Annotated in this window: 20 protein-coding genes; 7 read left to right on the forward strand and 13 right to left on the reverse strand. The window is 41.6% G+C overall.

Going from position 1 to position 25,496, the window contains the following annotated elements; genetic code table 11:
- Nucleotides 1–31 precede the first annotated feature (31 nt).
- Nucleotides 32–688, reverse strand: a complete 657-nt coding sequence (locus tag B2O97_RS22815) for a tetratricopeptide repeat protein (protein WP_075993900.1) — start codon at nt 686–688, stop codon at nt 32–34.
- Nucleotides 689–1,030: 342 nt separating this feature from the next.
- On the opposite strand from B2O97_RS22815, the gene lon reads away from it, so the two are divergent.
- Nucleotides 1,031–3,508: an endopeptidase La gene (gene lon / locus B2O97_RS22820; RefSeq protein WP_286768246.1), complete on the forward strand. Its 2,478-nt coding sequence runs from the start codon at nt 1,031–1,033 to the stop codon at nt 3,506–3,508.
- 76 nt (nt 3,509–3,584) lie between these two features.
- Here lon and B2O97_RS25290 read toward each other — a convergent pair whose 3' ends face one another.
- From B2O97_RS25290 to B2O97_RS22860, 9 genes are all read right to left on the reverse strand, one after another.
- Nucleotides 3,585–3,695 (reverse strand): IS3 family transposase, encoded by a 111-nt coding sequence (locus B2O97_RS25290; protein ID WP_083295844.1) that lies wholly within the window; start codon nt 3,693–3,695, stop codon nt 3,585–3,587.
- Between the two features lie 98 nt (nt 3,696–3,793).
- Complete coding sequence (gene dctA, locus B2O97_RS22825) at nt 3,794–5,056, reverse strand: C4-dicarboxylate transporter DctA (protein WP_145329722.1); 1,263 nt, start codon at nt 5,054–5,056, stop codon at nt 3,794–3,796.
- 131 nt (nt 5,057–5,187) lie between these two features.
- Nucleotides 5,188–7,098 (reverse strand): class II glutamine amidotransferase, encoded by a 1,911-nt coding sequence (locus B2O97_RS22830; protein WP_286768247.1) that lies wholly within the window; start codon nt 7,096–7,098, stop codon nt 5,188–5,190.
- Nucleotides 7,099–7,218: 120 nt separating this feature from the next.
- Nucleotides 7,219–9,096 carry an Nramp family divalent metal transporter gene (locus B2O97_RS22835; protein ID WP_286735337.1) on the reverse strand — a complete coding sequence of 626 codons (1,878 nt, stop codon included), beginning with the start codon at nt 9,094–9,096 and terminating at the stop codon, nt 7,219–7,221.
- A gap of 84 nt (nt 9,097–9,180) precedes the next feature.
- Nucleotides 9,181–9,828, reverse strand: a complete 648-nt coding sequence (locus B2O97_RS22840) for a 2'-5' RNA ligase family protein (RefSeq protein WP_075993905.1) — start codon at nt 9,826–9,828, stop codon at nt 9,181–9,183.
- A gap of 42 nt (nt 9,829–9,870) precedes the next feature.
- Nucleotides 9,871–11,826 carry a gamma-glutamyltransferase family protein gene (locus tag B2O97_RS22845; RefSeq protein WP_286768248.1) on the reverse strand — a complete coding sequence of 652 codons (1,956 nt, stop codon included), beginning with the start codon at nt 11,824–11,826 and terminating at the stop codon, nt 9,871–9,873.
- 121 nt (nt 11,827–11,947) lie between these two features.
- Entirely contained in the window at nt 11,948–13,624 is a 1,677-nt protein-coding gene (locus tag B2O97_RS22850; protein ID WP_088162628.1) for a sodium/sugar symporter, read from the reverse strand.
- A gap of 51 nt (nt 13,625–13,675) precedes the next feature.
- Complete coding sequence (gene xylA, locus B2O97_RS22855; RefSeq protein WP_286768249.1) at nt 13,676–15,004, reverse strand: xylose isomerase; 1,329 nt, start codon at nt 15,002–15,004, stop codon at nt 13,676–13,678.
- Between the two features lies 1 nt (nt 15,005).
- Nucleotides 15,006–16,490 carry a xylulokinase gene (locus tag B2O97_RS22860; protein WP_286768250.1) on the reverse strand — a complete coding sequence of 495 codons (1,485 nt, stop codon included), beginning with the start codon at nt 16,488–16,490 and terminating at the stop codon, nt 15,006–15,008.
- 120 nt (nt 16,491–16,610) lie between these two features.
- On the opposite strand from B2O97_RS22860, the gene B2O97_RS22865 reads away from it, so the two are divergent.
- Genes B2O97_RS22865 through B2O97_RS22880 form a run of 4 tightly spaced genes read left to right on the forward strand, consistent with a single transcriptional unit; the run spans nt 16,611 to nt 19,729 of the window.
- Nucleotides 16,611–17,633, forward strand: coding sequence for a LacI family DNA-binding transcriptional regulator (locus tag B2O97_RS22865; protein ID WP_286768251.1), 1,023 nt, complete (start codon nt 16,611–16,613; stop codon nt 17,631–17,633).
- Nucleotides 17,634–17,660: 27 nt separating this feature from the next.
- Complete coding sequence (locus B2O97_RS22870; protein ID WP_075993909.1) at nt 17,661–18,218, forward strand: hypothetical protein; 558 nt, start codon at nt 17,661–17,663, stop codon at nt 18,216–18,218.
- Between the two features lies 1 nt (nt 18,219).
- Entirely contained in the window at nt 18,220–18,693 is a 474-nt protein-coding gene (locus B2O97_RS22875; protein WP_248932455.1) for a hypothetical protein, read from the forward strand.
- Nucleotides 18,694–18,706: 13 nt separating this feature from the next.
- Complete coding sequence (locus B2O97_RS22880) at nt 18,707–19,729, forward strand: WD40/YVTN/BNR-like repeat-containing protein (protein ID WP_286768252.1); 1,023 nt, start codon at nt 18,707–18,709, stop codon at nt 19,727–19,729.
- A gap of 144 nt (nt 19,730–19,873) precedes the next feature.
- Here B2O97_RS22880 and B2O97_RS22885 read toward each other — a convergent pair whose 3' ends face one another.
- The gene (locus B2O97_RS22885; RefSeq protein WP_286768253.1) at nt 19,874–21,949 is read right to left on the reverse strand and encodes a Na+/H+ antiporter; all 2,076 of its coding nucleotides are present in this window, start codon (nt 21,947–21,949) and stop codon (nt 19,874–19,876) included.
- Nucleotides 21,950–22,037: 88 nt separating this feature from the next.
- Entirely contained in the window at nt 22,038–23,420 is a 1,383-nt protein-coding gene (gene glmM, locus B2O97_RS22890) for a phosphoglucosamine mutase (protein WP_286768254.1), read from the reverse strand.
- Nucleotides 23,421–23,620: 200 nt separating this feature from the next.
- Between glmM and B2O97_RS22895 the strand changes: the two genes are divergently transcribed.
- Nucleotides 23,621–24,202 carry a phosphatase PAP2 family protein gene (locus B2O97_RS22895; RefSeq protein ID WP_120336230.1) on the forward strand — a complete coding sequence of 194 codons (582 nt, stop codon included), beginning with the start codon at nt 23,621–23,623 and terminating at the stop codon, nt 24,200–24,202.
- The gene (locus B2O97_RS22900) at nt 24,202–25,011 is read left to right on the forward strand and encodes a ZIP family metal transporter (protein ID WP_075993914.1); all 810 of its coding nucleotides are present in this window, start codon (nt 24,202–24,204) and stop codon (nt 25,009–25,011) included. Before B2O97_RS22895 ends, B2O97_RS22900 begins: the two co-directional genes overlap by 1 nt.
- Nucleotides 25,012–25,016: 5 nt before the next feature.
- Here the strand turns inward: B2O97_RS22900 and B2O97_RS22905 are convergent, their stop codons facing one another.
- Nucleotides 25,017–25,466 (reverse strand): MarR family winged helix-turn-helix transcriptional regulator, encoded by a 450-nt coding sequence (locus B2O97_RS22905; RefSeq protein WP_201638729.1) that lies wholly within the window; start codon nt 25,464–25,466, stop codon nt 25,017–25,019.
- Between the last annotated feature and the right edge of the window lie 30 nt (nt 25,467–25,496).

Here is a 25,496-nt window from a genome sequence, read left to right on the forward strand (position 1 = left end):
GCATTCCCTTTTGTATACTTTTATAGCGATACTATTTCAAGTTATCTCTATATACTTTCGCTTTTTTGATTTCAGTTTGAATATCTTTCTTCGATGCATCAAAGCTCAACACTTTTTCGTAATCCTTGATTGCATTGTTATAAGCGTCAGTTGCCATTGCCTTATTGTAGTTAGGCGTACCCTCCGTTCCGATCAAGATACCTAAATCACGATTTGCTATCGCTCTATTTTGATAGAATTTCGAATCAGTCGGTGTAATAGCAATTGCTTTTGAATAATCCTCAATAGCAACTTTCAACAACTGCTCTTTGTTAGCAACAGATGTCTTATTTGTGGATTGAGTAGCAAGATTGTTTGTTGCTTTCGCTTTGAAGTATAAAGCATTTGCATTTTTACCGTTCAATGCAACTACTTTTCCAAAAGTTTCAGCTGATTTTTTATAGTCACCATTTTGAAATTGAGAATATCCCAACATATATAATACGTCCGGATCTTTCCCTTCTTGAGGGAGGGCTTTAGTCAAGTATGACTCGGCATTCTTGAAATCACCATCCAAAAGAGCTTTCTGCCCCATTCTCACATTAGCGTTGCTATGCTCAGCCTGTTTTGGTTGTTGCGCATTCGCGCTAAAAGCAACTAAGGCAAAAACCCCAGTAAACAAACCCAATTTAAATGATTTTAAATTCATATCTAAATAGTTACGTTTTTATATTCACTCTTTAATGATCACGTGTGATCGTTTCTACATTTTTGAAAAAACCGCCGGTTGATTTCTTTAAACGCAAGAACTGCCATCGGTGCCCTTTCACATTCCAATATTACAATTATTATGCCTATTTCTCCAACAAATGGCAGATAAATTTTATTTAACCTGCCTTTTTTTCCTATTCTAGAAAATAGATTTGTAATTTTGCTCACTTTTAGCAATTGGCACTTCCCTTGCAATATAGGGGAAACAATAATAGAAGCTTAAAATTTGAAAGTCAGCCGTCAACATGTCAGCGACTGCCAAATACACAAAATAAATACTATGAGCAAATTCGAAACTTTTGATTTCAGTCAAGCAATTCCAATCGTTGCAGAGGATACCGAATTCTTCCCTTTACTTACACAAGAGGATGAAGATAATATGGCGAATGCTGAAATTCCAGAAGCATTGTCTATTTTGCCTTTACGTAATACCGTATTATTTCCCGGTGTTGTCATTCCGATTACCGTAGGTCGAGATAAATCCATCAAATTAGTCAAAGAAGCTTATAAAGGCAGCAAAACTATTGGTGTTGTTTCTCAGAAGGATATGACTGTAGAGGACCCAGGATTTGAAGAACTAAATAAAGTGGGCACTGTAGCTCATATCATTAAAGTACTCCAAATGCCTGATGGTAATACCACCGTCATTATCCAGGGAAAACAACGGTTCAACTTGTTGGAAATTGTCGAAACCGAACCTTATTTAAAGGCGCGTGTGGAGAAATTCAACGAAGCGAAACCGAAGATGACCAAGCACTTTAAAGCGACAATTTCTACTTTAAAAGAAATGGCGCTGCAGATCATCCAACTTTCGCCAAACTTACCTAGTGAAGCTGGTATAGCCATCAAAAATATTGAAAGTCCCTCGTTTCTGATCAACTTCATTTCGTCGAATATCAATGTCGAAATGATCAGAAAACAGGAACTGCTTCAGATACCCAAAGTGGAGAACCGTGCCAAACTTTTATTGGAACTGCTGACGACAGAAATCCAGATGCTGGAACTAAAACACCAGATCCAGAATAAAGTACGCGTCGACCTTGACAAGCAACAACGTGATTATTTCTTGAACCAACAGCTCAAAACAATCCAGGAAGAGCTGGGTGGAAACACGCCCGATCTTGAGCTGGAAGAGCTTAAAAAACGGGGTAAGAAAAAGAAATGGAATGTTGATGTAGAAAAACATTTCACAAAAGAACTCGAAAAGCTATCGCGTATCAATCCTGCGGCTGCAGATTATTCGGTACAGCTCAATTACCTTGAGCTACTACTTGATCTACCCTGGAATGAAACAACAAAAGACAATTTTGATTTAAACAAAGCACAAAAAGTGCTCGATAAAGATCATTATGGGCTTGAGAAAGTAAAAAAACGTATCATTGAATACCTTGCGGTATTGAAATTAAAAAATGATATGAAAGCACCTATTCTTTGTTTAGTAGGCCCTCCTGGAGTCGGTAAAACCTCTTTGGGAAGATCTATTGCCAAAGCATTGGGGCGTAAATATACCCGTATGGCCTTGGGTGGTGTACGCGATGAAGCAGAAATCAGAGGACACCGCAAAACCTATATCGGCGCAATGCCGGGCCGTATCATCCAGTCCCTGAAAAAAGCAGGAGCAGCAAATCCGGTTTTTATTTTGGACGAAATCGATAAAATGAGTGCGGACTTCAAAGGAGATCCTTCGTCGGCCTTATTGGAGGTATTAGATCCGGAACAAAACACACATTTCTATGATCACTATGTCGAAATGGAGTTTGACCTTTCCAAAGTGATGTTTATTGCGACGGCCAATTCCTTGAGCGCTATTCAACCTGCGTTATTGGATCGGATGGAAATTATCGAAGTGAATGGTTATACCATCGAGGAGAAAATCGAAATCGCGAAAAAACACCTTTTGCCAAAACAACGCGAAATGCATGGAATGGCGGCCAAAGATGTCTCGTTAAAAGCTAAGATCATCGAACAGATTATCGAGGATTACACACGTGAATCTGGTGTGCGTGGATTAGAAAAAAAGATCGGCTCTGTCGTACGTGGTATTGCAACACGCATTGTCATGGAAAAGGATTACAGTCCGAGTATTAACGAACAGGATCTGCTTGATATCCTAGGTGCTCCAATATTTGATAAGGACATTTATGAAAATAACAATGTTGCCGGTGTCGTAACGGGTTTGGCCTGGACTTCCGTAGGTGGCGATATCCTATTTATAGAATCTTCGCTGAGCCCAGGAAAAGGACGTTTGAGCCTGACAGGTAATTTGGGTGATGTCATGAAAGAATCTGCGTCGATAGCACTAGCCTACCTGAAAGCCCACGCTTCGGATTTCGGCATTAACTACCGCGTTTTCGACCATTGGGATATCCATATCCACGTTCCTGCGGGTGCCATTCCAAAAGATGGCCCTTCAGCTGGTATAACCATGCTCACAGCACTGACATCGCTATTTACCCAACGTAAAGTGAAGGAAAAATTAGCCATGACAGGTGAAATTACATTACGTGGAAAAGTATTGCCTGTTGGTGGTATTAAGGAGAAAATCCTTGCCGCAAAACGTGCGAACATCAAAGATATTATCCTTTGTAAATCCAATGAAAAAGACATCTTGGAAATCAAGGAAGATTATATCAAAGACATGCAATTCCACTATGTGACTGAAATGTCGCAGGTGATCAAACTCGCGCTATTGGAAGAAAAAGTAACTGGTGCCATCGATCTGGCTCAAGATATAGAAAATACCAAAAAAGAGAATTAACAGATACCTGAAAGGTTTTGAATAGAAAGGGGCTATTCAAAATTTGGACTGCCCCCAAAAGATTGGACAAATTTAGTTAATTAGATTTGTAATAATGAGCTCGATATTCTGTCGGGCTCATTCCATTTAAATTTAGTTTTATCCGTTGATTATTGTAATAGGAGATATAATCTTCTATTTCGCTCACAAAACCTTATCAGCTATTCTTAAACGGTTTGAGCTGACTTTTCAAACAATTCTTTGTTGGAGCCAAGCTTCTTTTATCATAGCTTTTGATTGCAGAAATCATCGTTTAGAACCTAACTTTTCATGTAGGAGCTCCTCGTCCAAACTATCTTCATATTTTGAAATCACCAGCGTTGCCGCTGAATTTCCGATCAAATTGGTTATCGCCCTTGCTTCACTCATAAAACGATCCACACCAAAGATCAAAGCGACAGATTCTACCGGTACATGGCCTACTACAGGCAAAGTCGCAGCAAGGGTAACGAAACCGCTTCCTGTTACGCCTGCAGCACCTTTGGAGGTCAATAGCAATACCAACAATAAGGTAATTTCCTGCTCCAGGCTGAGATGCATATTGAGTGCCTGCGAAATAAAGACCGCTGCCATAGTCAGATAGATACTTGTCCCATCCAGATTGAAAGAATAACCCGTGGGGATAACTAAGCCCACAACAGGCTTGGCACAGCCCGCATCTTCCATCTTCTGCATAATCCCCGGCAAAGCCGACTCAGAAGAGGAAGTCCCCAAAACGATTAAAATCTCTTCTTTGATATATTTTAAAAACTTAAAAACATTCACCTTGAGATAAAAATACAATACGGCCCCAATCACGATGATCACGAAGATAAAACAGGTCAGGTAGAAGCTCAACATCAGCATACCGAGTTTAGATAAGGCCTGGATTCCAAACTTACCGATCGTAAAACCCATTGCTCCCATTGCCCCGATTGGAGCCAGGTACATGATCATTTTGATAATGGAGAAGAGAACCTTCAGAAAAGATTGCAATACATTGAGCACAGGCTCGGAAGCTTTCTGCCCTATTTTTGTCATACCAATCCCAAATAGCACTGCAAAAACGAGTACCTGCAACATATTGTCAGACGCTACCGCAGCAATCACATTACCTGGAATGATCCCGATGATAAAATCCATAAAACTATGTGGTTCTTTGGATTCTGAAATATAATGGGATACCGAAGATACATCAAGACTCGCTGGATCGGCATTCATGCCAGTACCCGGCTGTATCCAATTAACAAAGACCAGACCGATAATCAGGGCAATCGTTGTCATGATCTCGAAATAGATAATGGAGGTTAAACCGATTTTCCCCACTTTTTTCGTATCCTGCATTCCCGCTATCCCGATCACAATGGAGCTAAAAATCAATGGCGCAATAACCATCTTGATCAGTTTAATAAAAGCATCTCCTAATGGTTTTAGCTTAACAGCAAAATCGGGGTAATAGATACCACAGATGATCCCCACAAGTATACCCACGATGACTTGAAAATAGAGGCTCTTAAAAATATGCTTCATGATAGATTTATTTACGGACAGCAATTCCCTTGCTTTAATCGGTTTTTTAATTTAGGATATTGAAATTAATTGGTACGAATATAAAAAAAAAGGGATGCATAAATGCATCCCTTCCTATTATAATTTTGAACTTAGTTGCTGAAATATGCTCTTACATTCTTTCCTTCAATCCAGTTCATATAAGCTTTATTGACAACCTTGTTTCCACCAGGTGTTGGGTAATCACCGGAGAAATACCAATCACCCTTATGGTCTGGACAAGCTTTGTGTAAATTATCCAAAGTTTGGTAAATTACTTCAAGCTCTGCTTTCAGGTGGTGAGGTCTTACGATACGAGCAATTTCTTCCGAAATCTCTTCATCAGTAAAAGGTGCATAGATCGCTTTGACATAATTATCGATATCATTAACGTCCTGAGTCATTGATAATACACATTTTTGATAAACTTCATCGATAATATGTGCCATACCACGTTGTTTTAGGAGATTAATTGCGGCTTCGAATGCGACAAACTCACCCATACGTGACATATCGATACCATAACAATCTGGATAACGGATCTGAGGCGCAGATGAAACGATCACGATTTTTTTCGGATTCAAACGATCTAGGATCGTTAAAATACTTTGTTTCAATGTTGTTCCCCGAACAATCGAGTCATCAATGGCAACGATCGTATCTTCGTGATCCTTTACAATACCGTACGTTGTATCGTATACGTGCTGTACCATGTCTGTACGGTCCGCATCTTGCGTAATGAACGTACGCAGTTTAGCGTCCTTCACGTTGAGTTTTTCAAAACGAGGTTTAATACTCAAGATTTCATCCAATTCTTCATCAGAAATTTTTTCTGAACGATTCAATAAAGTATCTTTTTGAAAATCCCGAACGTAGGCATTGATACCATCCATTAGGCCATAGTAAGATACTTCAGCTGTATTTGGAATAAACGAGAATACGGTATTTTTGATGTTATTTTTAACAGATTCCAATACCTGAGGTACCAGTAATCTTCCTAATTCTTTACGTTCTTGATAGATATCAGCATCTGATCCACGTGAGAAGTAAATCCGTTCGAAAGAACAAGAACGTTGTTCTACGGGCTGTCTAAACATCTCTTGGGATACTGTACCATCTTTTTTAGCGATCAGGGCATGGCCTGGTTTAATTTCCTTCACAGCACCAATAGGAATATTGAATGCAGTTTGGATGACCGGTCTTTCCGATGCTACAACCAGGATTTCCTCATCCTGATAATAAAACGCCGGACGGATACCAGCTGGGTCGCGCATAACAAAAGCATCACCATGACCAAAGATACCTGCGATGGTGTAACCGCCATCCCAAGTTTTGGCCGAACGCTTCAATATTTTGGTAACATCAATATTTTTAGCAATCAGCGAGCTGATCTCAATATTAGAATGACCTTCTTTTTTGAATTGATCGAAAAGATCCTGGTTCTCATCATCTAAGAAATGGCCAATTTTTTCCAAAACGGTTACGGTATCTGCTTTTTCCTTTGGATGTTGTCCCAACTCATATAATTGTTGCAACAATTCATCCACATTGGTCATGTTGAAGTTACCCGCTACCACCAAATTACGAGACATCCAATTGTTTTGTCTTAAAAATGGGTGACAGCTTTCGATACTGTTCTTTCCATGCGTTCCATAGCGCAAATGTCCTAAAAGTACTTCTCCCGTAAAACTTACGTTATCTTTTAACCATTGCGTATCTTTTGACTCCTCCGGAAATGCTTTCTGAACAGAAGCAAATTTTTTCTGTACATATTCGAATATGTCTGCCACAGCAGTTGAGCCCATTGCTCTGTAACGCGAAATGTAACGATTTCCAGGTTTAACATCAAATTTAATGGTTGCAATTCCAGCCCCGTCTTGTCCACGGTTGTGCTGTTTTTCCATTAATAGGTACAATTTGTTGATGCCATAAAATGGCGTACCATATTTTTCCTGATAATAAGATAAGGGTTTTAACAGGCGAATTAGTGCGATTCCGCACTCGTGTTTAATAGCGTCGCTCATATCTTGATTTGATGTCGCAAAAGTACAAATTATTTAGCACTTACCGACCCCTCCCTTCACTTTTTCAGCAATAAAATTACAGTGAATAGACAGATGCTCTTTGGGATAGCTCCTTAAGACCTATTGGGCGATAAAAACAGGGACTTTCACCGCATGCCGTAGCTTGTTAACTGTCTCACCAAAAACAAAATCCTTCACACCGCTGTGCCCATGGCTTCCAACGACCAATAGATCGGCGCCGTATTTTTCACATACTTCTGCAATACTCTTGATCCGGTTATTGTATCCAAGTTCATATTCAGTTTGATGTCCTTGCGACAATAGAAAATCAGCATACAATTTCAGCCGTTCCAAATCCTGACGCGATTCATAATCATCCGTCGAATCCCCGGTATATTTCACCGATGCACTCTCAACAATATGTACAACGACAAAGGTCGTGTCGTCATGCGACAACTGTAAAGCATATTGGATTACTTTCTGATCTGAATTTGAGAAATCCAACGCAATCACAACTTTCTTAAAAGAGCCCTTATGTTCAAAATGCAATGCCTCAAATGGTGGGTGAACCTCCAGCTCCGTTGGTTTCGATTTGAGTAAAATGGGGTATAATACGGTCATCATCAATAAGGCAAACAAACCCACAGCGCCCATCACCAATAATACCGTTACCACAATATTATCAGCTTCACCAATCCAGCCGACCACTTCGTCGTAGACCAATTTAAAATTCAGAACAGCAATAATGGCCGCGATCAGCCAGGCCACAATTTTTGTTAGCGGTTTAATGGCAAAAATACCCATCTTGACTTTATCGCTCACAAAATGGATCAACGGAATGACGGCAAAAGCGAGCTGCATACTCAAGATCACCTGACTAAAGATCAGCAGCTGTCCAACCCGACCTTCGCCCGAAATAAGAATCACCAATACAGCCGGGATAATCGCCAAAAGCCGGGTTATAATCCTTCGCAAAGTCGGACTAATCCGCAATCGAAGGTATCCCTCCATCACAATCTGACCGGCTAGGGTTCCCGTCACCGTTGAGCTCTGCCCGGCAAGAATCAAGGCAACAGCAAATAATTTTGAGGCCCATTCCGTTCCAAGAAGATTGCCCAGTAGGTGGTAAGCATCTTCAAGTTCGGCTACGTCATGCATACCGTTTTTGTGAAAAACAGAGGCTGCAAGAATCAATATCGCGGCATTTACCAAAAAGGCCAGGTTCAAGGCAATGGCACTATCCCAAAAGTTATACTTGAGCGATTTTCGAATAGAAACCTCATTCCGGTCAATCTTCCGTGTCTGTACAAGAGCCGAGTGCAAATATAGATTATGCGGCATGACGGTCGCGCCTATAATGCCTATGGCAATATATAGTGCGGCACTATTCGGGATACTGGGTATAAATCCAGTGGCCACCTCGGCAAAATCCGGTTTCGCCAAAAACATTTCTACCATGAAACACATGCCGATAAGCGCAATCAGGCCAATGATAAAAAGTTCCATTTTCCGCATCCCTAGCTTCTGAAGATAGAGCAATAAGAAAGTATCTGCAAAACTGATCATTACCCCCCAGAGCAGATCAATGCCGAAAAGGAGGTTAAGACCGATTGCCATACCCAAAACCTCCGCCAGGTCGCAGGCTGCAATTGCAATTTCAGCAAGTACATAGAGCACAAAATTCATCCGTTTAGGATAGGTTTCCCTGTTACACTGCGCAAGGTCTTTACCGCGTACAATACCTAAACGGGCACATAGATTCTGTAGTACTAGCGCCATGATATTACTCATCAACAGCACCCAAATCAGGGTATAGCCAAATTGGCTTCCTCCAGCAAGATCGGTAGCCCAGTTACCTGGATCCATATACCCCACACTAATGAGATAAGCCGGACCAAAGAAACTAAGTATCTTCTTAAATTTGGATTTCCCTTGATTGACATCTACACTTTCATGGATATCAGATAGGGATTTATGATGAGATTCGTCGTAATGCATAAAGTACTATAAGTGCAATATCGTCTATTGTCGGCCTTAAAGATAAAAAGCTTTACATTATTAGGCAATTAAACCGCGATATTATTAGAATTTAAATGCCAGCTGGCCAGAATTTTCCTTTGATTGGTTGCCAAATTGGATGAAATCGATGATCTCGTACTGCCCTAAATCAGGTTTAAACTGCCGCACATGAACGCCCTTGCACATAAAGCTCAGGTCGACAGACCGCAACTGTTCTTTTGCAATTTCAAGCTGTTCTGGTTCCAGACGTCGTCCAATCGAAATATGGGGTTCGTCGCTAATCTCGATCAAATCAAACTCCGCTAAAGTTTGAACAACCTTTCGCGCCCGGTCCTTGAGATAACTCCGGGCGTGCACAGTCGGTGCAATATAGTACGCACCACCGGCGAATGATGAAAAATGATCGAAATAAACATACTGACTCCGCTCATAGACCAAAGTCTCCTGCAAAGCCTCAATAGCCATTGTCAGTTTACTCCCATCTGCTTCAAAAGCACATATCGTTACATGGGCTTTGGAATTGCAACTGGGATACCAGCCTTTGTTTTTGTCGGGAAACAGTTCGGCTAACGATGCACGTAGTCGCCGTTTTAAGCCATCTACCAAGACAATACCAGCTTCATCAGGCTGAAAAACAAACGAATATTTATTGACACTACCCTCCATAACAAAAATCAGTTTCCGATCAGTAGGTAAGATAACAAATACCATGGAGATAACAAAACCAAAACCCAGCAGCAAGCTAATGAGACACTACCACCCGATGCCATAGTCCTCCCCATTGTTGCTGCTGCCACCCCAAAGTGTATGGTGCTGCTGGTCGAAATAAATAGCATTTATAGGTCCACTGGTACGATCACCGAGCTGTATGCTATACCCCATTTTCTTTAATTGTTCAATAATTGCTGGTGCCGTATTTTTATCCAATAGAAGGCTACCTGAGCGCGGTTTTCGATCATCGGTCTTCGTTCCTCCCAGCGATAGCCAAAGCTGGTTACTGTTGATATTGGCCGCCTCGCTGGCTTGTTGTGGCGTCATACCAAACTCGACCATATTCAAGAAAAACTGCAATAGGTTTTGATCCTGTGTATCTCCGCCCTGCACGGCAAAAGAAAGGTAAGGTTTTCCGTTTTTCAAGGCCATTGAAGGGGTGAGCGTCACACGAGGTCTTTTGCCCGGCTCGACCACATTGAACGGGTTAATCAACGAATCTAAGACAAAACTCTGCAAACGTTGGCTCATGCCCACCCCGGTATTCCCGGCAATATAGGCAGGGAGCCAACCACCACTTGGTGTGATCGAAACGACCCAACCTTCTTCATCCGCAGCTTCAACGCTTGTGGTTCCCCGCAATAAACGGTCGACATAAGCACTATCCACCGTTAAAGATGCCAAAAGAGCTTTTTTTGGCAATTCCGTTCGCGACGAACTTGAGCGTGCGTCATGTTTAGGGACAAAATCATTTTTCAGCTCCGTATGTGGCGTAAACTCTTTCTTACGCTGCTCAAGTAACGAAAGATACGGATTCTGCTTACCTTCGTAGGGATAAGGGTCTCCGGGAAGTACATTCGGGTTATTTTGCTTAAGATCAATGGTTGCGGCCCTAGTCTTGGCATAGGACTCATTCAAAAGGCCTTGAATTGGTGTCTTAGGTTTACCGTAGGGATCACCGTAATAAAAATCCCGATCGGCAAAGGCCAAGTTCATAACCTGATAGAGTGTATGAATATAAGAAGCAGAATTATAACCCATTGCCTTTAGATCGAAGTTTTTCAGCAACTGCAAACTCTGTAGCATGGCTGGTCCCTGTGTCCATTCTTGTAATTTATACACGTCAACGCCCTTATAATTGACATGCAATGGTTCCTCCTCAATGGGTTTCCAATTGGCTAAGTCTGCTTTCGTGATTAAGCCACCTTGCTCCTTACTGCCACGGACAAATTCATCTGCAATATCGCCGGTATAAAACCGGTCATAAGCAGCCATGATTGCAGCTTTCCGGTCTTTTCCCGCCGCAAGAGCCTGCTTTTCGGCTTCTACCAATTTGGACAGGGTCTTATGCAGATCCTGCTGCACGAAAACCTCTCCCGCCTCGGGAGCTTCCCAGGATTTACCATCATGTACTAAAAACACCTTTTTACTGTATGGCCATTCTTTAATGCGCTCTTTGCCACGTTCAATACTCGTTGCAGTTTGCGCATCAATCGGGTACCCTGCAGCCATTTCAAGAGCAGGAGCTAATACTTCTGCTAGACTTTTCGTTCCATAATGAGCCAACATATAGCACAAACCGCCGGGTGTACCCGGTGTGACAGCAGCAAGAGGACCATATTCTGGTGGAAATTCGTAGCCCTTTGATCTAAAAAAATCGACTGTCGCTCCACTGGGTGCTACCCCCAAAGCATTTATCGCAATGACCTTCTTTAGTTTCGGATGATAAATTAACGCTTGCGTCTCTCCGCCCCAACTCAGTACATCCCACATCGTACAGGTTGCTGCGAGCATTGCACAAGCAGCGTCCACCGCATTTCCCCCTTGTTGAAATAGCTGGGCACCCGCTGTTGCCGCCAAGGGCTTACCCGTAATAGCCATCCAATGTTTTCCATGTAAAGGTGGTTTCTGTGTACGCTGGGCGGAACTCAGCATCGGCGTACAGGTAGTGAGCAATCCAAACAGCGTCATCAGTAGCAAGGGGGATCTTCTTTTCATAGCAGCAATCTTTCGTTAAGCAATGGTTTTAGTAAAACCAAGATAGGTATTTTTAAAACAAACAAAAAACTCCCATCAACCGAGATTGATAGGAGTTTTTAAAATCTTATTTGCTATTGGTTTACCAATAAATAGAATATAATGCTGTAACCAATAGCGCTACGATCAATGCAATGACCAAAAACGCCCGGTGTGGTTTAAACATCGTGGTATCAACTTCCAATCCAGCTGGCACGACACCGCGCTTATTGTCGACTATACTGATGAGAATCATACCGATAATACAGATGATGAAGACGAATCCCATTCTATCCAAAAATGGAATTTCGTAGACTCCTGTTGTTGGATTTGGAACGGAGAAACCTGTCGATGACAAGAATGACAGATCGACCCAATCCGGCAATTTCTTGAAGATGATGGAGAAAATAAAACCACCAATTGTTGCAAACAAAGCTGCATTTGAAGTTGCTTTCTTCCAGAAGAATCCTAAAATGAACATCGCAAAAATACCTGGAGATACAAAACCCGTATATTCTTGAATATATTGGAATCCACCTTTTTTATCAATACCCAAATGTGGAGCAATCAGCACACCCAAAATCATGGCAACCACAACAGTTAGCTTGCCGATATTGACCAATTTCTTGTCCGATGCTTCTGTATTGAATACTTTTTTATAAATATCCAAGGAGAAGATTGTAGCGATACTGTTTGCTTTACCTGCCAAAGAAGCGACCACTGCAGCTGTTAGTGCTGCAAAAGACAAGCCTTTTAAACCCGCTGGCAATAAATTCAACAAAACTGGATAAGCGTGGTCAGGGTTTACCTCACCATGTTGCATCATTTCATTTTGAAACAAGCCATCTTTCCACATGACATAGGCTGCAATACCCGGCAACACAACAATGATAGGCATTAATAACTTCAGAAATGCGGCAAACAAGATACCATTTCTCGCGGTTTTCAAATCTGCTCCAAGCGCGCGTTGCGTGATGTATTGATTACACCCCCAGTAATTCAAATTAACGATCCACATACCGCCAATCAATACGGTTAGCCCCGGTAAATCGAGATAGTTCTCATTTTTACGATCCAGAATCATATGAAAGTGGTCGGAAGCTTTTTCGGTCATCAAGTGATAGCCTTCCAGTACTCCTGAGCCACCATAGTGCTCTGAAACGAGGTTCAAGGCTAGGTAAGTGGTCGCCAAACCACCCAATACCAAAAAGAAAACCTGAATAATATCCGTATAACCGATTACTTTCATTCCCCCCAATGTAATGATCACAGCAAAAATCGCAATGGCATACATACAGGCATCCAGACTGATACCGGAAATACTACTTACCGCAATGGCTCCCAAATAGAGGATAGAAGTCAAATTGACGACAACATACAACAGTAACCAGAAAACGGCCATGATCATCGCAACAGTTCCATTATATCGTTTATGGAGAAACTGTGGCATCGTAAAGATCTTGTTCTTTAAGTATACCGGGATAAAAAATACCGCAACGACAATCAGTGTAATGGCAGCCATCCACTCGTAAGTCGCAATAGCCAATCCCATCTTAAATCCGGAACCGCTCATACCGATAAATTGCTCGGCCGAAATATTGGACGCAATAAGTGAAGCTCCGATAGCCCACCAAGTCAATGACCCCTCAGCCAAAAAATAGTCTTTGGAACCTACAGATTCAGATTTCTTGCGATAATACACCCATAATCCGTAACCTGCCACAATAACAAAGTATACCAGGAAAACGATGTAATCTTTTGTGCTTAAATAATTATTCATGTATTGGTAATTGGTTTAATTTGATCGCCTAATATAGAAATATTTTTAGAACTATATATATCTATTGACCAAATTTTCTAAATACTCCTGCTTACCGCTAATCGTTTTTGGTTCTCCTAATTCCACTGCTAAATCCCTTAAGTTCTCCAGGGTCAGTGTTCGTTCTTCAAATGATGCACCATGACCTGTATCAAAAGAAGCATAACGATCGGCCCGTATTTTTTTGTAATCCGAGTCTTGAAGGATACGATCTGCCGTAACAAGCGCGCGTGCAAAAAGATCCATACCACCGATATGTGCATAAAACAAATCTTCAGGATCTGTTGAGTTGCGACGGATTTTGGCATCAAAATTCACACCTCCACCTTGGAATCCACCACCTTCTAAAATAATCAACATGGCTTCGGTCAATTCATTAATATCATTCGGAAATTGATCCGTATCCCATCCATTTTGATAATCACCACGGTTAGCATCAATGGAGCCCAATTTACCTGCATCTACAGCAACCTGTAGCTCATGCTGGAACGTATGTCCGGCCAATGTCGCATGGTTTACCTCTAAATTTAATTTAAAATCTTCCAAAAGATTATACTGACGCAGGAAGCCCAGCACGGTAGCCGCATCATAATCGTATTGATGTTTTGTAGGCTCACATGGTTTCGGCTCTATAAAGAAAGTTCCTTTAAAACCATTTTTGCGGGCATAATCCTTGGCCATGTGTAAAAACTGGGCAAGATGTTCCTGCTCACGCTTCATATTGGTATTTAAAAGGCTCATATACCCCTCTCTTCCACCCCAGAACACATAATTTTCACCACCAAGAGCAATCGTTGCGTCCAAGGCTGCCTTGACCTGTGCGCCACCATGTGCAAGAACATGAAAATCTGGATTAGTTGCTGCTCCATTCATGTAGCGTTTATGGCTAAAAAGATTGGCTGTTCCCCAAAGCAATTTTATACCGCTTTCCTGTTGTTTTTCCTTCGCATAATCAACGATAGTCGACAGACGTTTTTCATTTTCAACCACATTATCCGAATAATCAACTAAGTCCACATCATGAAAGCAATAATAGGGTATGTTTATTTTACTAATAAATTCGAATGCTGCATCCATTTTATCTTTTGCCCTCGTGATTACGTCGTTGCTTTCATCCCATGGAAATTGATGTGTCGGTCCGCCAAATGGATCAGATCCGTTACCGTTGAAAGAATGCCAGTATGAACAGGCAAATTTAAAATACTCTTCCATGGTCTTGCCACCAACAATTTGTTTTGGATTATAATAACGGAAAGCCAATGGATTTGTGCTGTCTTTTCCTTCGAATTGAATTTGGCCAACGCCCTTGAAAAATTCCTTTTTCCCTTTGATAATATTCATCTTATTTGTTATTTATTTGTTTGTTTAATAATTCCTTCCATTGCTGATAGTGCTCCTCATATTGCGCTACAAATTGAGGTTCCACTGTATACACGGGTTTCAAAGAACGAAAAGCTTCTGTAAAATCGGCATAATACCCACTTCCTATACCTGCTCCAAGAGCGGCACCAATACTGCCATCATGATTAAAGATTTCTACAGGAACGTCAGTGGCCCCCACAAATGACTCCCTGAAAACGGAGCTCAAGAATAAATTCGCATAACCTGCACGAATCATATTTGGATGCAGATTATTTTCGCGCATGATATCCAAACCATAGCGAAAAGCAAATGCAATACCTTCCTGTATAGCACGCAGCATATCGCTTGTCTCATGCCTATTCAAATCTATCGCTGAAATTGAAGCCCCAACGGTTTGGTTGTTGAGCATCCGTTCGGCACCGTTGCCAAATGGGATAACCTGCAATCCTTTGCTACCGATAGGAGATGCGCCAGCCATCGCATTAATCTGCTCATAAGACAAATCGTGGCCCATCAAACGTCTCCCCCAGCTATTCATAATCCCTGTTCCATTGATACAGAGCAATACCCCTGTCCGGATATCATTCTCCTGATAATTCACATGGGCAAATGTATTTACGCGCGATTCGCGGTCTGCAATCAACTGGTCGCTCACCCCATAGATAACCCCTGAAGTGCCCGCGGTCGCGGCAACTTCCCCGGGTTGAAGGACATTGAGGGAAAGTGCGTTATTGGGCTGATCACCAGCTTTATAATTGATAGTCACTGTGCCAGAGAGGCCAAGCTCCTCGGCAACAGCTGTTTTAATCTGTCCATGGGTCGAAAACACGGGTAAGATCTCAGGAATAAGATGATCCTCAAAGCCATAATAATCCATGATGGTATCCGACAGCTTATTGTTTTTGAAATCCCAAAATATTCCCTCAGACAAGGCTGATATGGAAGTTGTCACCTGTCCCGAAAGTTTCATGGCGATAAAATCGCCCGGCAGCATGATCTTATCTATTTTTTCATAGATCGCCGGTTCATTAGCCTTCACCCAAGCCAGCTTAGACGCCGTAAAATTCCCCGGAGAATTCAAGTGATGGCTCAGATTAAAAGATCTTCCGATTTCATCGAAAGCAGCATTCCCTATTTCTACAGCCCTGCTATCGCACCAGATAATTGCATTTCGCAACACGTTCTGATCTTTATCGACGATAACTAAGCCGTGCATCTGATAGGCAATACCAATGGCGGAAATCGCTTTGGGATCGTATAACCCTAACGCATTTGCCTTCAATAAAGCCTGTTTAAAGTAGTCCCACCAATCGAGCGGGTTCTGTTCTGCCCAATTGGGCTCCAACGTAATGATGGGAGCTTCTACGTCCGGATATTGCACCGAGCAAACCTTACGTTGTGAAGATGCCTCGACAATCGAAACTTTTACAGAAGAAGTACCTACGTCTATACCTAATAAATACATGGTAATCAATTCAAATTGGTTATAAAAAACAACATCGGCCTTACACTGCAACCGGTTGCATAAAAGTAGGGTATGTTTCTGAATTATCAAAATATTAAATAAAATTATTTACTTTGGAGCGTGAATAAAAAAACGACAATTTATGATATAGCCCGTGCGCTTGGAGTGACAGTCTCTACCGTATCGCGCGCATTGAATAATGTGCCTACGATCAGCGAGGCGACACGAAAGCTGGTGCTCGACAAAGCAAAGGAATTGAATTACAGCGTCAATAAGTTGGCCTCTTCTCTTTCCTCGGGCAAGTCCAATACCATCGGTGTCATTGTTCCTACCATGCAAATTCATTTTTTTGCAGAAGCCGTACATAGCATTGAAAAAGAGTTAAAAAAACACAACTACAGCCTATTGCTTTATCAATCGAATGAATCGTTTGAAGATGAAGTCAATGGCGTGAAGACCTTACTTGAAGCTCAGGTAGACGGCATCATTGCTTCGTTGTCGCTGGAGACGCAAGAAACCCAGCATTTTCAGGAAGTGATCAATCAGCGCAAATGCCTGGTTATTTTTGACCGTACCCATAAAGATATTCCCGCTCCCGTCGTGAAACTCGACGACTTTAAAGCGGGTTATCTTGCCACACAACATCTGTTCGAACAGGGCTATAAAAACATTGCCTTTATCACAACGGACAAAGAAATCGCTATTTTCCAGGATCGTTTCCATGGATTCGAAGCAGCCTTAAAAGATGCGCAGATTTCCCCGCAGAAAGACTTTATCATTCGCGGCGACTTATCCATTGAAGCCGGCATCAAAGGAACTAAACAGATTCTAAAATCTGCAATCCAACCGGACGCCTTTATTGGTGGTGATGACTTTACAGCTGTCGGGATTATACAGGCATTAAAAACTGCAAATATTGCCATTCCAGCAACAGGAGTGATCGGTTTTGCAAACCAGACCTTTTCTTCCTTTATTAGCCCTACACTGTCAAGTATTGATCAACAGGCCAACAAAATGGGGGAAGAATGTGCAAAACTCTTTCTGAAAATGGTCAAACAAAAAAATCCGTACGATGCCATCGAACAGATTGTTCTTGATCCCATATTGATAAAAAGAAAATCTACCAATAGAATAGACAAATAATCAGTACCTTTGCCTAAATTTGTTTAAATGCAAGCCCGGCAGAAATTTAGGATAATAAGCATCTGCTTATTATTCGTCATTCAGGCCCTTTTTTTAGTGGCCATCTTTGTAGAAAATACACATTCTTATATTGTATTGGCTTTTATTGGCCTATTGTCCCTACTGATCTTATACAGTTACCTTAAATCGCCCATTCATCATCACAGGCATGAATATGAATCGATTAAAATTGCTATTTGGGTACCTATAGGTGCGATTTCATCCTACTATTTCAATCAGATCTTCGGTTTGGGTCCTGTATTGGGGGCAGCGCTGACAGGTACCATAGCCTCTTTCATTCCAAATATCAACAAAAATTCGACTTATCTGCCCCACCTTCCAGCAGCAATTTATTGCGGCGCATTTGTAGGAATGTCCAATGCGCAAGTGGCTCATGGGTTCTCTTTTATTTTAGCAGCGAGTATTTTTACAGCGATCTTTCTGATTGTATCGAAAAGTTTATTAAATGGTGTCGGCGGTAAACTAGGCACATTGGCCTTTCTTGGTGTTTCACTGACTTACCTCCTTTTATATATTTTTAAGTAATATGGAAACATTCATTTTATACCTAGTTGGCATCATCGGGAGCACGGCGACATACTATGTCAACACCAAGTTTCACCAAGGGGCAGTGCGTTCATCGGCATTGCTGACCTTACTTGTTGCAGGTTTTCTACATTTCTTCCCACAAAGTGTTTCTCCTTATCTCGCACAGTACATCCCCCCTATTTTTATAGGCGCGTCATTTATAGGCATGGTCTCCAAAAACCAGTTATCAACCTATTTCGGTTTGGCTCTAGCTGGCGCTATTTTCACGACAATACTGCTCAATACCAGTAAATTTTTTACTGGTTATGGCGGAGCCCTCGGCACTTCCGCCTGCATCGCGCTGTTGGTCGTACTGAGCATTCCTTATTTTAAATCACCACGGAAAATGACCGTTGGATTTCTTCAGCTCCGCAAAACAATCTTAAAAAAACAGGGAAAAATTTCAAAAAGACGAGTAGATTTGTTTAAATAAAAAGCATAACCACATGAAACCTTTATTTCTGGTCTTTATTATCCAAACCTTCTTATTGAGCCAGCTGAGTGCTCAACAAGCAAAAATCAACATCGTAAATCAAGAGCGAAACAGCAGCTACAGAGGCCTAAGCGTGGTCGATGATACAACGGTATGGGTAAGCGGAAGCAACGGTACCGTCGGGCTCAGCACCGATGCCGGAAAAAACTGGCAGTGGGTCAATCCAATTGGCTACGAAAAAACAGATTTTAGGGATATCGAAGCATTTGATGAGAATGAAGCCTTAATTATTTCGGCAGGTTCCCCTGCCATCATCTTAAGTACCCATGATGGCGGTCGAAGCTGGAAAGAAGTATTCATAGATAAGCGACCCGAAATATTTTATGACGGTTTTGCTTTTACACCAAAAGGGGTCGGCATTGCCTTTGGCGACGCTATTCAGGGGAAAATGCCCCTATTAAAAAGCATCGATTTCGGAAGGTCCTGGAAAGATATATCCGCGAATATGCACTTTACAATTACCGAAGGAGAGGCTGGTTTTGCAGCCAGTGGAACATCCATATACTACGATAATAAAGGGACATACTGGATTGCCACCGGTGGAACAGCAGCCAATATCTACAGCAGCAAAGATCAGGGGGACACATGGCAACGTTACAGCTGCCCCATCATTCAGGGGAAAAATAGCACCGGTCCTTTTTCCGTAGCATTTTACTCGTCGAAAACTGGCATTGTAGTCGGTGGCGATTACAAAGCGGATAAAAACAAAGAAAAAAATAGCCTACTAACCAACGATGGCGGTAAAACATGGTTTGCACCAGAAACAGCTCCCGCTGGCTTTAAGTCGGCCGTGATATATATTTCCAAAAAACAGCTAATCAGCACAGGTACCTCGGGTACAGACCTCTCGAATGACGGCGGAAAAAACTGGACGTCTATCGGAAAGGAAAGCTTCAATGCCGTACAAAAGGCAAAAAAAGGCCGAGCAATATTTTTAGCGGGCGATAAAGGAAAAATAGCGCATTTAGCATTATAAGCTAAATGCGCTATTTTTTGCACCTCTGCACGTTATTTCTTACAACACTAGCGCACTATTTTTTGCTCGACTAAGCGTATTTCTTGCAACGCCGACACTAGGTTTCGACGAGCAAAAAACCGAGATTTACTCGTTTATAAACAACTACTTGCGCGACAAACGCGATTCTTCCAAATCCAGGGAATACTCGATCTCTTTAATAACATCACTGTCAAAAGCCTTACTTTCTTTGATCTTGTACAGACCGTCACGACGTAGCGCTAAAAGTTCCAACATAATTTTATTATAGAGCCCCCTTACTGCAGAAAGCTGCGCACGGGTATCCTCCTCTTTTGCTCGTTCGGATGCATTTACGCTCCGGATGATCTGCTCTTTAACACGGGCAATTGTCTCATGCTCCAGCATTTCCTTTGCGTAATGTTTATCCAGATACGCAATAGATTCTTTGCCAAGACGTACCCGAATCTCATCGATCTGTTCTTCCATCGAAGCTTGCTCATCGACTTCTTCAATTTTTATCAATTTAATCAACAAAGGCAATGTAAGCCCCTGAAAGACAAGTGTCACTAAAATAACCACAAAGGTAATGAACAAAATCAGATTTCGGTGTGGGAAGGCCGTTCCATCATATAACGTCAATGGTATTGCTAATGCTGATGCCAAAGAAACCACTCCGCGCATACCGGCCCAGCCAACGACCAGGGGCAATTTCCATCCTGGACTCTTTTCCTTGATGCGGACCCGTTTGAACAATATCCTGGGAACAAAAGCCGAAAGATAAACGGCGATTAATCGCAAAACAATAACAATTACACAAATCGCCAATGCATAATCAATAGCTTCCTCCATGGAGTATTCCCCCAAACCATTGATGATCACCGGAAGTTCAAGTCCAATTAAAATAAAGACAAATCCATTTAAGAGAAAGCCCACTGTCGCCCAAACCTCTTTCGTTTGGATACGCGTATGATAGTTGAGGTAATCCCCTGCCCGGAAAGAAAGAAACAATCCGCCACTAACCACGGCCAAGACCCCCGACCACTCAAAATGTTCCGCAACAATATACATCAGGTAAGGTGCAATAAGGGTTATAGGTGTTGAAATACTCGACGACTTAGCTACATAACGTAAGAATATATAGAGGATGTGACCGATGACCAGACCAACTACGACGCCCATGACCGATAACATCAGAAACTGCGTCGTCGCAGTGCTCATCACAAATTGGCCGGTAAGAATCGCAATAGATGCAAATCTAAATACCGTCAATGAGGCCGCATCATTCACCAGGCTTTCCCCTTCCAATATCGCAATTCCCCGTTTAGGAATACTTACCCCTTTCAGGACAGAACTAGCAGCCACGGCATCTGGAGGAGAGATAATCCCACCCAGCAAAAAGCCCAGCGCCAAGGTAAATCCCGGAATAATACTGACCGAAAAGTAGGCAATCGCCAGCGATGTGAAGAATACCAAACCAAAGCCCATGATAAAAATAGACCGTCGCCACTTCAGAAAATTCCCCCAATTGGTATACCAGGCTGCTTCAAAAAGTAAGGGTGGCAAAAATACCATAAACACGATATCAGGATCAACACTTATGACAGGTGCCCCGGGGATCAACGAGATCACAAGTCCGCCAACAACCAACAGAATGGGATAAGAGATCTTGAGGCGTTGACTCAGCACAAATAACATGGCCATAAAGAAAAACAGCACCATAACCAATAACAGGTTACTGTGAATTTTCTGACCTGCCTTTCCACCTACGGCCGCTTTCACATCCGCATAAGGTGCCGACATGGACATGCTGTATTGACGAAGCTTCCATTCATTGTCCTGCTTACTTAATACGCCCACGCCACGAAAGGACTTGGTATTGATCTTAAACGTTTCATCAAACCAGGCCGTCGTGCTATCGGCATTAAAGCTGATATGCCGCTTGTCATAGGTGTAAGTCCAGGCATTTTTGGGATTGAAATATTGATCGCTGAACTTCTCCGCATGGGCTTTATCCCACCTTTCATCATGATCAGTACCCAAAATAACTCCATCTGAAGCAATAACATTCAAAAATGGGCCATACTTTACCTCACCCGAAGTTTTGTGCCAACGATCCAGTAGCCCATTGATTTCGTCCATAAGCTGCTGGGCACTTGTCGGAAAGACAAATAAAATTAAACTAAGAAAACAATACGTACCTAAAATGATCTTTCTAATCATACATTATAAAACTTCGTAATAGCTAAGACAATCCTCTTCCGATGAGATCAGTCTTAAAACAAAAAGCTGCATATGCAGCTTTTTGTCTTTATTTAATTATTTCTTCAATTTCGCGGATAATCTTCTGCGCGATCTGCTCAGCAGCTTCAGGCGTAGGTCCCTCCGAGTAAATCCGAATAATCGGTTCGGTATTCGATTTACGTAAATGAACCCATTCATTTTCAAAGTCTATTTTCAATCCATCGATTGTTGAATGGTCTTCATTTTTATATTTTTCCTCCATTTTGGCCAATAGGTTGTCAATATCCAATTCCGGAGTCAGTGTAATCTTGTTTTTTGACATAAAGTACTGCGGTAAAGAGGCACGGTATTCGGAGGCTTTTTTACCAAGTTTAGCCAGATGTGTCAAGAAGATGGCCACCCCTACCAGCGCATCACGGCCATAGTGAGATGCAGGATAGATAACACCGCCATTTCCTTCTCCGCCAATCACCGCATCGACTTCCTTCATCTTTGTAACCACGTTGACTTCACCAACAGCAGCGGCATAATATTCGCCACCATGTGCTTTAGTTACATCACGCAGTGCGCGTGTAGAAGATAAATTAGAAACTGTATTTCCTTTTTTATGCTGCAATAAGTAATCTGCTACGGCCACTAAGGTATATTCTTCACCAAATAGCTCACCATCCTCCATCATAAAGACCAATCGATCTACATCTGGATCTACAGCAATCCCTAAATCAGCTTTGTTTTCAATAACCGCAGCCGATAGATCTGTCAAATTCTCTTTTAATGGTTCGGGATTATGCGGAAACTGACCATTCGGCTCACAATAGATTTTATAGATTGTCTGCACACCAAGCGCATCCAATAAGGCAGGTATAAATGTACCACCGGTACTGTTTACGGCATCCAAAGCAACTTTAAAATTAGCGGCTTTAATAGCTTCCTTATCAACATATTCCAACGCCAATACAGCGTCTACATGTTTCTGTAAATATGAATAGTCTTTATGAACCTGTCCTAATGCTTCAACTTCTGAAAAATCAAAGTCTAAGGATTCTCCAAGGGCCAATACCTCTTGCCCTTCGGCATCTGAAATAAATTCGCCCTTTGCATTCAGTAACTTTAGCGCATTCCATTGACCTGGATTGTGTGAAGCAGTCAAAATAATACCACCAGCAGCTTTTTCCATAGGTACAGCAATCTCTACCGTCGGCGTTGTTGAAAGACCTAAATCAACCACATCAACACCGATGCTTTGCAGGGTTCCAATCACCAAATTACTTACCATCTCACCAGAAACACGCGCATCTCTTCCAACAACAATTTTTTTGATACCACTCTGCTTAACAATTATTTTGCCATAAGCAGCCGTAAACTTAACGATATCTATCGGGGTAAGTGCCTCTCCAGCACGCCCGCCGATCGTACCTCGTATTCCTGATATTGATTTAATTAAAGTCATTTCTTTTGAATTGATTAACGTGTAAATTTAGCACAATGGCAATAAAATATCGAATTAAAATTATAATTAATGAATATTTAACGTATATTTGTTGCAACAAAGTTGTTTTTAAAAGAAACAACCGTTTGCAATGAAATTATTTTTACTTTTGAAAAGTGAGTTTTTAAAGTTTGGGAATTTCATTGTCATCAACAACATTTATGATTCAACAATTAGTACACATCGATCAAGAGATTTTTCTGGCCATTAATCAGGGCTTGAGTAACCCCGTATTTGATTGGTTATTGCCTATATTACGCAATCCATACACTTGGGCCCCCTTGTATTTATTTCTGATCATATTTTTCATAAAGACCTATGGAAAAACAGGAATTCTAATTGTTGCCATGACCTTGGTTACCTTCGGAATTTCCGATGGTATATCATCTCATTTGATCAAAAAGACTGTAAAAAGGATCAGACCGTGTAACGACGTGGAGTTTAAAGAAAATGTCAACATCCGTGTGCGATGTGGCTCTGGCTTTAGCTTTACCTCCTCTCATGCGGCCAATCATTTTTCCCTTGCTTTTTTCTGGATTGTACTTTTCCGGAGAAGATGGAAACATGCGCTTTGGCTTTGTATTACCTGGGCAACCCTAATTTCGGTCTCTCAAATTTATGTTGGTGTCCATTACCCGTTTGATGTCCTCTGTGGCTCAGCCTTAGGTATCCTGGTTGGATTGGCAACAGGCTACTTATTCAAACGGTTTGTGCCTAGCTTTTTTAAAACTGAACACGTATAATGAATTCAATTTTATTGATTTTAATTTTATTCATACCTGCATTTGCAAGTGGAATTGCTGTATTTTTTGTACAAAAGAAAGGAACCAGTTTCCTTAAACTCATCCTTTCTTTCAGTGGAGCCTATTTATTCTCTATTACGGTACTGCACCTCATTCCACATGTCTATCAGTCTAACAATACTTCACCTGAGGTATTGGGTATTTATGTGCTTGCTGGATTTCTTTTCCAGCTCTTTCTTGAACAGTTCTCCCAAGGGATCGAGCATGGCCATATCCATACCGACAATGATCACGACCACCACAATCATCGTTTTCCAATCGGTATTATGTTCAGTCTATGTCTTCATGCTTTTCTTGAGGGCATGCCACTTGCGGCAACACATCAGACTGAACTTGCACTAGGCATATCCATCCACCACATTCCGGCGGCATTTGCATTGGGAAGTATTCTAATAAGCACGCATTTAAAGAAAAACACCATCCTCATTACACTAGCTTTATTTGCGGCAATGACTCCATTTGGTTTTTTGCTGAGCAAAGCCATCAGTGCGGGTGAAGTAGGCAATATCCAGCAATATTTTGATAAAATCATGGCTGTGGTTATTGGTATTTTCTTGCACATATCAACGACGATACTTTTTGAATCGGGCTCAATTGACCATCATAAATTCAATAAAAAGAAAATGATTGCTGTGATAGCCGGTGTTGCTATTGCACTCGGAAGTTTCTTATTTGTCGGAGAACATGATCATGGGCACGATCAGCATCAACAACCGCATGATCATGAACATCATGATCATGCGCATTAATTTCTTTAGCCGCGAAGTTTATCCAACAGTGTGTTTAAGGTAACAGCTTCTTCTTCGCTAATTCGATTAGGTAAAAGATCCTTCATCAGCATATCCTCATCTAAACTCTTAAGAATCTCGAGGCCCTTCTCAGTGATAACCAAATCCACTGCCCTTTTATCCCCACCCGATTGACAACGTGAAACCAATTCTTTGGAAACCATGCGATCAATCATACGCGAGATGTCCGGGGTAGTGCTCAACATTCTTGATTTAATCAGATTATTGGTTGCAGGCTTAGGATATTGGCCCCTCAATATGCGCAAGACATTAAACTGTTTCAAAGTGATTCCTTCTTTGGCAGCACGCTGTTCAAGCTCATTGTTAATCCAATTGTACGTGTATAGAATATTTACCGTACAACGATGCCATTCATTGCTGAATTTACTTACTTTGATTTCGTCCTCAATCTTCATTCTGGTTGATAATTAATCGTTCTGAATAGT

The sequence above is a fragment of the Sphingobacterium sp. UBA865 genome (genome assembly GCF_002295765.1).
GTDB lineage: Bacteria > Bacteroidota > Bacteroidia > Sphingobacteriales > Sphingobacteriaceae > Sphingobacterium > Sphingobacterium multivorum.

Coding starts and splice junctions, on each gene's coding strand:
- B2O97_RS22815 (WP_075993900.1), bottom strand. CDS start 688: ATGAATTTAAAATCATTTAAATTGGGTTTGTTTACTGGGGTTTTTGCC.
- lon (WP_286768246.1), top strand. CDS start 1,031: ATGAGCAAATTCGAAACTTTTGATTTCAGTCAAGCAATTCCAATCGTT.
- dctA (WP_145329722.1), bottom strand. CDS start 5,056: ATGAAGCATATTTTTAAGAGCCTCTATTTTCAAGTCATCGTGGGTATA.
- B2O97_RS22830 (WP_286768247.1), bottom strand. CDS start 7,098: ATGAGCGACGCTATTAAACACGAGTGCGGAATCGCACTAATTCGCCTG.
- B2O97_RS22835 (WP_286735337.1), bottom strand. CDS start 9,096: ATGCATTACGACGAATCTCATCATAAATCCCTATCTGATATCCATGAA.
- B2O97_RS22840 (WP_075993905.1), bottom strand. CDS start 9,828: ATGGTATTTGTTATCTTACCTACTGATCGGAAACTGATTTTTGTTATG.
- B2O97_RS22845 (WP_286768248.1), bottom strand. CDS start 11,826: ATGAAAAGAAGATCCCCCTTGCTACTGATGACGCTGTTTGGATTGCTC.
- B2O97_RS22850 (WP_088162628.1), bottom strand. CDS start 13,624: ATGAATAATTATTTAAGCACAAAAGATTACATCGTTTTCCTGGTATAC.
- xylA (WP_286768249.1), bottom strand. CDS start 15,004: ATGAATATTATCAAAGGGAAAAAGGAATTTTTCAAGGGCGTTGGCCAA.
- B2O97_RS22860 (WP_286768250.1), bottom strand. CDS start 16,490: ATGTATTTATTAGGTATAGACGTAGGTACTTCTTCTGTAAAAGTTTCG.
- B2O97_RS22870 (WP_075993909.1), top strand. CDS start 17,661: ATGCAAGCCCGGCAGAAATTTAGGATAATAAGCATCTGCTTATTATTC.
- B2O97_RS22875 (WP_248932455.1), top strand. CDS start 18,220: ATGGAAACATTCATTTTATACCTAGTTGGCATCATCGGGAGCACGGCG.
- B2O97_RS22880 (WP_286768252.1), top strand. CDS start 18,707: ATGAAACCTTTATTTCTGGTCTTTATTATCCAAACCTTCTTATTGAGC.
- B2O97_RS22885 (WP_286768253.1), bottom strand. CDS start 21,949: ATGATTAGAAAGATCATTTTAGGTACGTATTGTTTTCTTAGTTTAATT.
- glmM (WP_286768254.1), bottom strand. CDS start 23,420: ATGACTTTAATTAAATCAATATCAGGAATACGAGGTACGATCGGCGGG.
- B2O97_RS22895 (WP_120336230.1), top strand. CDS start 23,621: ATGATTCAACAATTAGTACACATCGATCAAGAGATTTTTCTGGCCATT.
- B2O97_RS22900 (WP_075993914.1), top strand. CDS start 24,202: ATGAATTCAATTTTATTGATTTTAATTTTATTCATACCTGCATTTGCA.
- B2O97_RS22905 (WP_201638729.1), bottom strand. CDS start 25,466: ATGAAGATTGAGGACGAAATCAAAGTAAGTAAATTCAGCAATGAATGG.